The sequence below is a fragment of the Treponema sp. J25 genome, assembly GCF_004343725.1.
Taxonomy (GTDB): domain Bacteria; phylum Spirochaetota; class Spirochaetia; order Treponematales; family Breznakiellaceae; genus J25.
In genome coordinates, this window is record NZ_PTQW01000055.1 from 1 (window position 1) to 11,972 (window position 11,972).

Genomic DNA, 11,972 nt, shown 5'->3' on the forward strand with positions numbered 1-11,972 from the left:
ATTTGTTGACAAATAGCGGGGTGGACCTTTATTTATGGCCTCTCTCTCATGACCAGTTGGTTCCCCCTACGGCTGTTCCTATCAATAATAATGTATATCCCTACTCGGCTCATTGCGCCGGTGATCTTCTGGTTTACCCTAGAATATACCGGAAAGGATCGATGGCTTAAGCCCTCTGTAATGGTCCTTGTTTTTGCCATCCCCGTGATAGCCATTATTGCCTCTCTCACAAGTCCCTGGCATCATTTCTTCCGTTACGATTTTTTTCTAGATACCAGCGGCCCTTTCCCTATCCTTAGGTATAAGGCGGGGATCCTTTTTGTTGTCAGTAATATCTACAGTAGTACCCTCATTTTTATTTCCCTTATTTTGATGTTGCTTACCATTCGGGATCGATCCCTAAAACCTATTGCAACGATGCTTTTAATTGTAGGGATCTTTATACCGGTGATAGTGGAAATTCTTTTTACCCTCGGGATTACCCCTATTCAGGGATACAATTTTGCGGCAAGTACCATCATTATTACGGGCGTTAGTTACCTCGTCGCTATTCTTAGGTATCGTCTGTTTAGTTTTGTACCCATTGCTCGATCCAGGGTAATGGAAAATATCTCGGATCTGGTAGTGGTGATCGATACCCATGGTCAGCTTGTGGATTGTAATCCGCCGGCCCTCCATTTTATTGGTTTGGGGTCTGCTTCATTTGCGGGGACTCCCCTGGAGTTACTACCCCCTTTCTGGCAAGAGGTAATCCAGAGGGGTGTACGAGATGGAGAAGGGAAGCGAGAAGTGACGCTCCCCACGAAAGAGGGAAATCGCACCTTCGATCTGACCGTTCGGACCCTACGGGATGGCAGGGACAAAACCTTAGGATACCTCTTCCTTTTTCACGATATTACGGAACTTCGAGCCTCAGAGCAGAAAGTGGCTCGCCTTCTGGAAGAAAAGAATCTACTCTTACAGGAAGTACATCACCGTATTAAAAATAACATGAGTGTTATTGCAAGCATCCTTTCTCTGCAGGCAGAAACCGTGCAAGAAAAGGGGGCCCGCCAGGCCTTGCTAGAGGCCCGTGGCCGGGTGCAAAGCATGATGCATCTGTATGAGCGCTTATATAGGAGCACCTCCTTTGATAACGTTTCGGTGTATGACTATCTTTCTCCCCTCATAGATAAACTGGTTCAGAGTTTCAATAAGAGTTCCCGTATCGTTATAGAAAAAATAATCGCCCCTGTGCAAATCTCGGCCCGTTTTCTCTTTTATATAGGGATCATCGTAAATGAATTGGTAACCAATGCGCTTAAATATGCCTTCCCCAATGATGAAACAGGAAAGATTCTGATTAAATGTACCCTGGAAGATAATATGCTTGATATACTTGTAGAAGATACGGGGGCCACTTTCCCCTCTAATGTAGAGGAAGTTCTCACTACGGGCTTTGGGTTACAGGTGGTTCGTCTGATGGCCCGCCAGATGGGTTGTCAGTTTTCGGTGGAACGAAGCGCCGAGTATACCCGTTGTCGGGTTACGGGTTTGCTTGGTGCCGTTTCAGAGTAGGTGTTTGTTAAGTTCCTGTTAAGATGGAAAAAGCAATCCAAAACAGTCCACATCCTGAGGAAACCTGCTTGCGGGAAATGACAAATCAGAGTATGCTAAAAAATACTTGAAGTCAGGTACACATTGTTACCGGGCTTTCAAGGCCCGGACTGGTATGGTTCGGTATCTTTTTTCTGGAAAATGGAACATGAAAAGAGTTGTAGGAACGATTGTCTTATCCTCGATGGTGCTTTTTGCCTGTAATGCAAAGGGAAACAGTGAAACCTCCCAGAGTGGGCAAGAAGAGGCTCCAAAGGCTTCTAAAAGCGATGTTAGTTATGCTGTGGGAATGGCTCTAGGGAAAAGTGTAAAGAGCACGGGAATCGAACTGGACTACAATGCCTTTATGAAGGGCTTTCGGGAAACCCTGGAAGGAAAGAAACTGAAATTAACGGAAGAACAGGCCAATAGCTATATCCAGGAAGCCCTTACGGCCGCCCAGACCAAGAAGGCAGAGGCCAACAAAGCCGCAGAAACAAAGTTCCTTGCGGAAAATGGGAAAAAGCCCGGGGTGGTTACCACCGCCAGTGGCCTCCAGTATGAGGTTATTACCGAGGGAACGGGGGCAAAACCTTCCGCCACCGATACCGTGAAGGTGCATTATGTGGGTACCCTTATTGATGGGACTACCTTTGATAGTTCCATTGAACGGGGAACCCCCGCGAATATTCCCCTTGATGGGGTTATTCCCGGCTGGAGCGAAGGCCTCCAGTTGATGTCGGTGGGAAGTAAGTACAAGCTCTATATCCCCTCTTCCTTAGCCTATGGCGAAGGTGGGGCAGGAGATGTGATTCCCCCCAATTCTACGTTGATTTTTGAGGTAGAACTGCTCGGTATCGAAGGTAACGAAAGTACCAAGTAAAAGGGGCTTTAAAGGAAGTTCATACCTTTGCTTGCTTTTTCTGGAAAGAGGGGCCGGGGCCCCTCTTTTATTATTAATTAATGCTTGATGAAAGTAATCCTGCCCTGTGGCTCCGCGAAAGAGCCGGCCCTGAGTTTTGAACCGACCGTTCTCTATAAAAAGCTATAAAAAACGGCGTTCGTCGGGAGTCCCCAGCTTTTTGTCAGAATAGGGCCTTACTTGTGTATCATTTCAAGATAGGCTTTGATAACATCCGCACAGGTGTTTTTCTCGATTTTCACGATTGCCATTTCCCGGCGGGCGTTTTCTACTGAATCGGAGGCGTGGGCGGTATTTACCATCACGTTGCTCCCGAATTCCCGTCGGACGGTTCCCATGGGGGCCTTTAAAGGATCCGTGGGGCCCAGCACATCCCGAATCTTTTGCACCGCCTGAACCCCTTCGTACACCAGAATCATACATTTTACAGAACCGGGGTGATGCATTTCCTCGACGGGGCAGGCACTTGGTTTTTTCCCCGACATGAATTCGACGATTTGTTCGAATTGGTCTGCCGCATATTCTACACCGAAACTTTCGGTAAGGGCCTTTTCGGTTTCCGGTGAAAGGCTAAGGTTAAACTCCTGTTCTAGCAATTCCCGGGCCTTTTTTCCGAAAACGGGGCTCAGTTTTGTTTTAAGGGCTTCCTTTACCGGACCGTAAAATTCAAGGGCTTCGGCAATAGAAAAACGATGGACCTTGACGCTCACTATTCGTAAGCCCGTTCGGGAGAACATGTCGATGATAGTTCCTGGACGGGAAGAATTGTACTTCCAGTTGTCCGGTTTAAGGATCACCAGGGTTCGCTCTATCTTAGAAGGATCGGGGTGGACGTAGTTTTCAATTATGTTAGGTTGATCCGGCAAAAACCGGGCAAAGAGTTTAAGATCCTCGTGGGCCCATTTCTGATTGTGGGGGGTAAGCACCGCCGGTTCAAAGTAGATAACCCGTTCTGGATTCTCGGGATCCGTGATAAGATCCGCATAGGTATCCCGGATAGTTTCCCCCGTGATAGACTCGATTCCCAGATTCTCTGCGTAGAGGGCCCCGCAGATATCGGATAACTTTTTGCAGGCATCATTCCCTCGAAACAATAAAAGAAGTGAACGATGCCGTCTGCCTCCAGAGGGGCCCAGATTTTTTTCGATATAATTAGCAAGCAGGTTAGCGGCTCGAGGATTTGCCGGATCATGCTGACTGCGGATAAGGGCCGCGTATTCTTTAACGAAATTCTCATCGGGGGCTATCATCTGGGCTCCCACCAGTTCGAGATCCAGTCGAGTAAGAAGACGGGCTATTACCCCACCGGTCCGGCTTTTTGCGATGGTGTAGGGGGTTACGAGGACGTAGGATAAACTCTGATCCATGAATTGCTCCTGTTTCGATCTCCGTGCTGAGAGTACTACAGGCCTTTTTGAGGAGGCCCCTGCTTTCCATTGTAAGAATTGAAGTTCTTTGCTAAGAACCTCATGTATCTGTTATATTTTATCATGATTTTCGTCTTCTGTCTATGTTTGTATTTCTATATATCAAAATGAATAATTATGTAATTTTTTCGGTTGACAATGTATAAGTATACACGTATGATACAACCATTCATATGAATACTCTCGAAACGCTCTTTATACGTCTTAAAACAGCTCAAAAGCAGCTTGCTCTGGCTACGCGTAAGGAAAAGGATCGGGCCCTGGAAGGGGTAAAGGCTTATATCCTTGCCCAGAAGGATTCCATCCTTGAGGCCAATGCAAAAGATGTGGAACGGGCCCGCCAGGGAGGGATGAAAGAAGCCCTGGTGGATCGTCTTGCGTTGAATGAAAAACGGATAAAAGAAATGGTCGAGGCCCTGGATGTGGTAATCCGTCAGGAAGATCCCATTGGACGGGTTTTAGATGGATGGACCTTGCCGAATGGCCTTTTTATCGAAAAGATTACGGTTCCCCTGGGAACGGCGGCGATTATTTATGAGTCCCGCCCCAATGTAACGGTGGATGCCTTTGCTCTGGCCTATAAGGCGGGTTGTGCCATTCTGTTGCGGGGAAGCTCTGCGGCCCTTGAATCGAACCGGGCCCTGGTGGCGGCTATTAAAGGGGGCCTCTCTGAAGCAGGGGGCTATCCAGAGGCGGTGGAACTTGCCCAATCGGGGGATCGGAACGAGGTGGACGAAATTCTTTCCGCCCGGGGCTATGTGGATGTGGTGATTCCTCGAGGAGGACGGGAACTGATTCAGCGGGTGGTCCAGGGAGCCCGGGTGCCGGTGATCGAAACCGGCGAAGGCAATTGCCACATTTACGTGGAGCCCTCCGCCGACATGGCCCGGGCGGTGCGGATCATCGAAAACGCCAAGGTCCAGAAACCCGGGGCTTGTAATGCGGTAGAAACCCTCCTGGTGCACCGGGATGCGGCCTCTGCATTCCTTCCCCAGGTGGCCCGAACGATCGCAGGTCGGGTAGAACTTCGCTGTTGTGCCCGTTCTTTGTTGATACTGGAACCGCTTCAAAAGGAACTGCCTTCGTTGCTGCTTCGGCCCGCTACAGAAGCAGATTGGGCTACCGAATTTTTAGATTATATTCTCGCTATTAAAGTCGTCGATAGTCTTGATGAAGCCATCGAGCACATCAATACCTATGGGACCCGCCATTCTGAGGCGATTCTTACCAACGACCTTGCCTCCATGCGGGAATTTGAGCGGCGGGTTGATGCGGCCTGTGTGTATACCAATGCGTCGATTCGGTTTACCGATGGGGGGCAGTTTGGCTTTGGGGCAGAGCTGGGTATCAGTACCCAGAAGTTCCATGCCCGGGGTCCCATGGGACTTGAAGCGCTTACCACGATTCAGTATCGTATTCGAGGAACAGGTCAAATCCGGGAGTAACAATAAAGATCATGATTCCTCAGCTTATTGAACAGGCTCGTAAAATTGTTATTAAAGTAGGTTCTAATACGCTGGCCGATGCGACGGGACACATCAATCATCGTTTTCTTGAGGACTTTGCAAGCCAGGTGGCGGAACTCCAGAAGAAGGGCAAACAGGTGGTGCTCGTGTCTTCCGGGGCTCGCATTGCGGGCCTTTCGGCGATGGATAAGTGGGCCCGTAAACGGGATATCCACTATAAGCAGGCCCTCTGCGCGGTAGGCCAGGTGGAACTCATGCAGGCATGGCGGAATGCCTTTGCTCCCCATGGGATCCATATTGGTCAGCTCCTGTTAACCGCCGACGATTTTCGGGATGATCTTCGGACCCTCAACATGCGGAACACCCTCTTTACCCTGGTGGACGAAGGGGTAATCCCTATCATCAACGAGAACGATTCGGTCTGTGTGGATGAAATAAAGATAGGGGATAACGATAACCTGGCGGCCCTCTCGGCGATTCTCTGGAGTGCGGATCTCCTGATTTTGTTTAGCGATATCGATGGGGTGTATGATAAGAACCCCAAAGAACACCAGGATGCCCAGCTCATCACGGAAGTACGAAACATTCAACAGTTACGGGACCGGATTTCCATAGGTGAAACCAACGGCTTTGGCACGGGGGGAATTGGCACGAAGTTAGAGGCCGCCGAAAAGGTCCTGCACTATGGGATTCCTATGATTCTTGCCCATGGGGGAAAACCCCGGGCCCTGGAGCAGCTTGCGGCAGGAACGCAACAGGGAACGGCGTTCCTGGCAGGGTAGGAGAGGCACGGCGGTTTCGAAAGGCGGAATGAGGCCGAGGCTGTCCGGCGGGGCGTGACAAGGACAGGTGACCCGATGAGACGCGCTGTTGTCGAGGGGCCCCGTGTTAGTGGGGTCCTCTGATGGGTGGGGTAGCCGGCTTTTAAGTTATAGAACCAAAAGTTTTGGTTGTTTTTCACTTTTTTAGACAGGAGGGGCTCGATGAAATATACCCTGGGTTGTATTGGAAGCGGGAACATGGGGAGCGCCCTCATGCGGGCGGCCCGCCGGGTGCTTCCGGGATCGGCGCTGGCCGTAACCGATGTGAACCAGGAAAAGGCCCGGCAACTGGCGGATGAATTGGGAGCAAACCTCTGTGGTTCCAATGAAGAGGTGGTAACGTATTCTGATTTTGTGCTCCTGGCGGTGAAGCCCCAGGTGCTTCCTCAGGTTCTTGGGGACATAGCCTTCTCCTGTAAGGATCGAAGTTTGCGACATGGATCAGTCTGCCTTGTCTCGGTGGTGGCAGGCTGGACCATTCAAAAAATAGAAGAGACCCTCAAAAAGGCCGCGGAAGCGCCACTCCCGGAAAAACCTTTTTCTACGGATACTGTGTCGGGGCCTCATGTGGCTCCCATAGCTGCGGAATTCCCTAACGTTTCCTGGAATCAGCCCATTATTCGTCTTATGCCTAACACGCCTGCCCTGATTAACCAGGGGATGATCGCCGTCACGGCGAATTCCCACGTTTCAGCAGAACAACTGGCTACGCTGGAGGGGTATTTACAGGGGGCTGGAACCCTCGATCGCATCGAGGAACGGTACTTTGATGCGGTGACGGCCCTTTCGGGGTCGGGACCGGCCTATGTGTATCTTTTTATTGAAGCCCTGGCCGATGGGGGGGTGCGGGCGGGGCTGCCCCGGGAGAAGGCCCTGCAGTATGCGGCTCAAACGGTTCTGGGGAGTGCTGCCATGGTCCTTGAAACAGGCCAGCATCCGGGACAACTTAAGGATGCGGTCTGTTCCCCCGCGGGTACGACCATCGAGGCCCTCTCAGTGCTGGAGTCCCGGGCCTTCCGGGGAACCGTGATGGCCGCGGTAGATGCGGCATTCCAGCGGGCCCGGCAACTGGGCTAACTGGAAGAGAAATCCCCCTCTTTGCCCGCCGTTAAAGTGGTCCTTTCTCGTGAAAGGCCTAATAATAGCTAATGCGATACTCCCCCATGGGGGGCGCCACATAGGTAAAGCCGAGCTTTTCGTAAAGCTTACGGGCAGGGCTATTCCCCTTTTTTACAAAAAGGGTGAGGGTTTTTTGCTGACCCTGAAGTTCTTCGATTAAACGGGCCAGCATTCTCCCCGCAATCCCTTGATTTCGGTAGGGGGGACGTACGTATACTCCCCCAATTTGCACATGGTGAACCCCCCAGGCATTGGTATTGGCCTTCGCTATGAGCGCCCCATCCCTTTCGACGGTAATAAGAAGGTGATGCTTTAAGATACTATCCAGCGTCCAACGACAGGAAGCCGCATCAAAGGGACTTCCCCTGGGTAAGACCTCTTCTTGTTCATACGCGGCCTGGAGTTCATATAGTTCATTATAAAAACGACGGTCCGGTTGTGTAGTTCCCCAAAAGAAATGGAGAGTCTCCCCCCTGGGGTGTTTCTCCGGCGATTGGGTCGTTTTCATGCTTTTATCCTCTTTCCCTGCAAAAAAATCTGTGCTCCGGGAAAGAGCCCCCCCTTCATTCGTGAAATCTGGTCTATCGTGGGGAAACGGGAACCGCATGAGAAGGTACTCTTGAGTGTCCTTCTGGGAAAAGCCGAGTGCGGTAACAAGTTCATCACAAAGGGTGGTAAGCAAAGAATTCCCTTGAATAGAACGAAGCCGTCGACAGGGGCGCTGGGTCATTTTTTTTATGATTGAACGAAGGGCGTTCCTGTTGGTAAAGGGGGGTGCTTCTTTTTCGGTGAAACCAGACATATCCAACAGGGGGTGAAGAATCGAACCGGAAAAAAATAAAAGAGCCCTGAGCCTTCCTTCCGTATCTCGCCATCCCCACAACGTATCCCGCGCTGGGTTAAAGTGCTGGAAACGAAAACTGGCGGCCACACATTGAATTTCCTGTTCCGCAAAAAAGCGACCTACGTCGCTCTCCTGCCAATTTTGAATCCGCTCCCATGCCATGAATAGGCCTCATCTTCTTACCCTGTTCCTTCTCTAAGGAAGGCCGGGGGTTTCTCTCCTTTTTTTGCTTTATGAGGTAAGCTTAAGCCCTTTAAAGGGAAGCTTCCCTTCTGGTTGGATGGTTCCCGCCAGGGTCGAAAGGGCAACAAGAAACGATTCGGGGGCATAACTATATATCGCCAGGGCCCCGTCAACCCAGGGGAGCCGTTCTACATATATAGGCGAGAGTACGGATACCACAATGACCCTCTTTCCGCTGGTACGAAGGGCTTCAATAAGATTTGTTCCATAGCCATTGGCGCAGGTGATAACCACCGTGTCTACCTGCTGGGCCTGGAGGCGAAGGTTCTGTTGTTCTATTTCAAGCCTTTCTGGAGCATCATAGGAAAAACGCCATGTACGAACCCCGGGGAACAGTTTTCTTCCCTGGGAAAGAAAATCTTCGAAGGGACTTGCAAAAAGCACCCTGCTGGCCTGTTCTTTCTTGACGGGTATTACCCCATTTTTGTTGAATATAACCGTGACGCTCCGGGCTGCTAACTGAAGAAAGAAGGCCTGCCCTTCCTTATCGGGAACTCTTTTACGGACCTCCGCCTCTTTCGGAACAAAGGGTGGTGTCTCAGGGCGCCTCAGGTAAGTGAGTTTAAGCTCCAGTACCCGCCGGGCCGCATCCTGAACCCGCCGACGGAATTGGGGATTCTGTTGCATGGTGGCAAGAAGATTGGTCCATACCGGATCGGTTAGGAAGGGGGTTTTTGAAAACATCAAAATATCGTTGCCCGCCTCGAGGGCAAGTTGAGCGGCTCGGGAAAGGCTTCCCGCAGGGGTGGTGGCTCCATTCATCATAAGGTCGTCGGTTACCACTATGCCGGTGAATCCCATTTTTTTCCGCAGAATCTCGGTAATAAAATACGGACTGAGTGATGCAGGGGTCCTTCCCGCCTTTGTTAGGGGAAAGGCCAGGTGTCCTGACATGATGGCGGGGATTCTCTCTTTTACCAGAATACGATACGGAAGCAGTTCCCGGTTCCACAGCGTTTCAAAAGGAATATTGATAAGGGGCAGGATGCCATGGGAATCGAGTTCCGTGTCTCCGTGGCCGGGAAAATGTTTCGCCGTGGGAATAACCCCCGCCTTTTCCATTCCCCGGGCAAAGGCGGCTCCTAGAATTCCCGCTGCCGAAGGATTATCCCCGAAAGAACGGGGACCGATAAGCACCGAACGGGTATTGGTGTAAAGATCCACGGTGGGGGCGAAATTCATGTTGATGCCCAGGGCAGCGAGTTCTCTCCCAATATAAAATCCCGCCTGGTAGGCATCCTGAGGGAATCCTGAGGCCCCGATGGCCATGTTCCCCGGGCTTTCGCTGGTTGTCCCCTTGACGTGTCGGATCCAACCCCCTTCCTGGTCGGTCGCCACTAAGAGGGGGATCTTAAGGGGTGAGCGGAGGGCCCCTTCCTGTAGACTTCCCACGGCCCTGGCAAGCCGCAGGGTATCCTCCGTATTCCATCCAAAAATTTTTACGCCCCCAATTCGGCGTTTTTCTATCCACTCCAGAATGAGGGGCGAGGGGTCTGCTCCTACCCAGCCAAACATGAATACCTGGGCAAGGATCTCCTCGTCACTCATACGGGAAAGCAACTCTTCTGCCAGCACCGACGGATCTTTCTGGGTAAAGAAATCAACCGGCTCTATGGCGGGGGCATGCCAGGGGAGCAAGAGAAGTACCCCCAGCATAAATCCCCACCGCCGCACTGTAGTACAGAGCTGTACTCTGAGTCGTGAAATGATGATTCCCCTACCCAAGAAAAATCTCTCCTTCCGTATCGCTGTGGATAGCCTATTATCGATAGGCTTCACCTTTTAGTTCATCAATATACTGGGCTGCGCTATGGGCTGCAATAGCCCCCTCTCCGGCGGCGACCACTACCTGTCTGAAGGGGGTGGCCCGTACATCCCCCGCCACAAAGAGGCCTTTAATGGAACTTTCCATCCGCTGATCCGTAATGATGTACCCGGCCTCGTCTTTTTCTGCTTCTGGCACCAGGGCTGTTTGAGGAATAGAGCCCACGAAAATGAATACCGCTTCGGTAGCCTCTTCGTACCGTTCACCGGTAAGTAGATTTTCTAAGACCACGGAGCGTACCTTGGTATCGCCCTTTATTTCTACGATCCGATGGTTAAATCGAACCTGAATAGCCGGATTATGGAGTACCCGTTCGGCCAGGGCCTTCTGGGCCCGGAACCGATCCCGCCGGTGCACCATTACGATTTGGTCAGAAAGTTTAGAAAGAAACTGGGCTTCGTCACAGGCCGCATCTCCGCCGCCTACCACGAACATCTTTTTCCCTTTAAAGAAGGGACCATCGCAGGTGGCGCAGTAGGACACCCCTCGACCTGAAAACTCCGCTTCCCCGGGGACATCCAGGGTTCGGTGCTTTGCCCCTGTGGCAAGGACCACTGCATAGGCGGTAAGGGTGTTCCCACTGCCGAGGCTAATCACAAAGATATCATTTTCCTTGCGAAGGGCCGTTACCGAATCATTTAAAAACTGGGCCCCGAATTTTTCTGCCTGCCGATACATATCCTGGGCAAGATCAAACCCACTGCGGGGTTCCACATAACCTGGATAATTTTCCAGGTGATCGATAAGCAGAGATTGTCCCCCGATAGCCATTTCCTCGATAAGGGTGGTCCTGAGATTTGCCCGGGCCCCATACTGGGCTGCGGTAAGCCCCGCCGGGCCCGCTCCAATAATTACTAAATCCGTATCAACTCGTTGCATGTTCTTGACTCCTGTATATGGAAAATAATATATATAAATTAACAGGTCAATTGGCCCAATTCCTTTTTTAAGTATACCATGATAGTATTGTTATATGAAGATTAGAGCAAAATTAACATTCCTTGTTTTAGGGATGATTATACTTCTTTCGGGAAGCGCTTCGGTGTATTTTATTATGCAGGCTCCCTTAATTCAGATTGATCGGGAGCGGAAATACCTGGATGCCCTGGGTGTTCGGGTCATTGCCCTCCAGGCAGAGGTGAACCGCCTGGATAACGTGACCTTTACGGTGGGAAGGACCAACCTGGAAAAGGCTATCGCCAATTATGAGGAAGCCTTTAAAGACCTGGAACGCGCCACATACCTGCGGAACGATAAAGCCCTGACAGAGGCCTTTACCATTATTGAACGCCTGCGGGATCTTAATAATACCAATCTTACGACCCTGAATGAGATTTACGCAGAAATTTACCAGTATGCAAAGGAACTCTTTTTGAATCCCGATACCATTGCATTTCGGCTCTTGTATACTGGTATGAGTTATTCAGATAAATATGAGGAGTTTAAAAGTCTTATTCAATTTGCCTTAAGTCGCTTTGATTCTACCCTCCAGGCTCTAAACTATAACTTAGAGTCCTCTGGGAAGGTGATCCTGGAACAAGGAGCGGTGATCGATGCACGCATCCAGGGGATCCAGCGACGGGCTTTTCTGATTGCCGCAGGAACGGTGTTAGTTCTTATCATTCTGATTGCCCTGGCGGCCCTGCTGTTTTCCGGTACCATTGCACGGAGTGTAGTATCGATCGTGGGGGGTATTCGCTCCCTGAGTAAGGGGGATCTGACGGTAGAAC

Annotated in this window: 10 protein-coding genes; 6 read left to right on the forward strand and 4 right to left on the reverse strand. The window is 50.8% G+C overall.

Features of this window, described 5'->3' with window-relative positions:
- Positions 1–12 precede the first annotated feature (12 nt).
- Together C5O22_RS13015 and bamJ are read left to right on the forward strand one after the other, a co-directional pair.
- Positions 13–1,557: a sensor histidine kinase gene (locus tag C5O22_RS13015; protein WP_279432202.1), complete on the forward strand. Its 1,545-nt coding sequence runs from the start codon at positions 13–15 to the stop codon at positions 1,555–1,557.
- Positions 1,558–1,744: 187 nt separating this feature from the next.
- Positions 1,745–2,458, forward strand: a complete 714-nt coding sequence (bamJ, locus tag C5O22_RS13020; protein ID WP_132782510.1) for a BamJ family beta-barrel-assembly machinery protein — start codon at positions 1,745–1,747, stop codon at positions 2,456–2,458.
- Between the two features lie 215 nt (positions 2,459–2,673).
- On the opposite strand, the gene C5O22_RS13025 is transcribed toward bamJ, so the two are convergent.
- Positions 2,674–3,864: a nucleoside-diphosphate kinase gene (locus tag C5O22_RS13025; protein ID WP_132782512.1), complete on the reverse strand. Its 1,191-nt coding sequence runs from the start codon at positions 3,862–3,864 to the stop codon at positions 2,674–2,676.
- Positions 3,865–4,097: 233 nt separating this feature from the next.
- Here C5O22_RS13025 and C5O22_RS13030 point away from each other — a divergent pair, with 233 nt between their 5' ends.
- The 3 genes from C5O22_RS13030 (at position 4,098) to proC (ending at position 7,288) form a co-directional block, all read left to right on the forward strand.
- Complete coding sequence (locus tag C5O22_RS13030; protein WP_132782514.1) at positions 4,098–5,369, forward strand: glutamate-5-semialdehyde dehydrogenase; 1,272 nt, start codon at positions 4,098–4,100, stop codon at positions 5,367–5,369.
- A gap of 11 nt (positions 5,370–5,380) precedes the next feature.
- Positions 5,381–6,172 carry a glutamate 5-kinase gene (gene proB / locus C5O22_RS13035; RefSeq protein WP_132782516.1) on the forward strand — a complete coding sequence of 264 codons (792 nt, stop codon included), beginning with the start codon at positions 5,381–5,383 and terminating at the stop codon, positions 6,170–6,172.
- A 201-nt stretch (positions 6,173–6,373) separates the two neighbouring features.
- Positions 6,374–7,288, forward strand: a complete 915-nt coding sequence (gene proC, locus C5O22_RS13040) for a pyrroline-5-carboxylate reductase (protein WP_132782517.1) — start codon at positions 6,374–6,376, stop codon at positions 7,286–7,288.
- 58 nt (positions 7,289–7,346) lie between these two features.
- Here proC and C5O22_RS13045 read toward each other — a convergent pair whose 3' ends face one another.
- The 3 genes from C5O22_RS13045 to trxB form a co-directional block, all read right to left on the reverse strand.
- The gene (locus C5O22_RS13045) at positions 7,347–8,336 is read right to left on the reverse strand and encodes a GNAT family N-acetyltransferase (RefSeq protein ID WP_132782518.1); all 990 of its coding nucleotides are present in this window, start codon (positions 8,334–8,336) and stop codon (positions 7,347–7,349) included.
- 69 nt (positions 8,337–8,405) lie between these two features.
- On the reverse strand, positions 8,406–10,142 hold the full coding sequence (locus tag C5O22_RS13050) for a glycoside hydrolase family 3 protein (RefSeq protein ID WP_243692955.1): 1,737 nt from the start codon (positions 10,140–10,142) through the stop codon (positions 8,406–8,408).
- Between the two features lie 37 nt (positions 10,143–10,179).
- A complete protein-coding gene (trxB, locus tag C5O22_RS13055; protein WP_132782519.1) occupies positions 10,180–11,121 on the reverse strand; it encodes a thioredoxin-disulfide reductase in 942 nt (313 codons plus the stop codon).
- 94 nt (positions 11,122–11,215) lie between these two features.
- Between trxB and C5O22_RS13060 the strand changes: the two genes are divergently transcribed.
- On the forward strand, positions 11,216–11,972 hold a 757-nt coding region (locus tag C5O22_RS13060; protein WP_132782520.1), incomplete at its 3' end, for a hypothetical protein.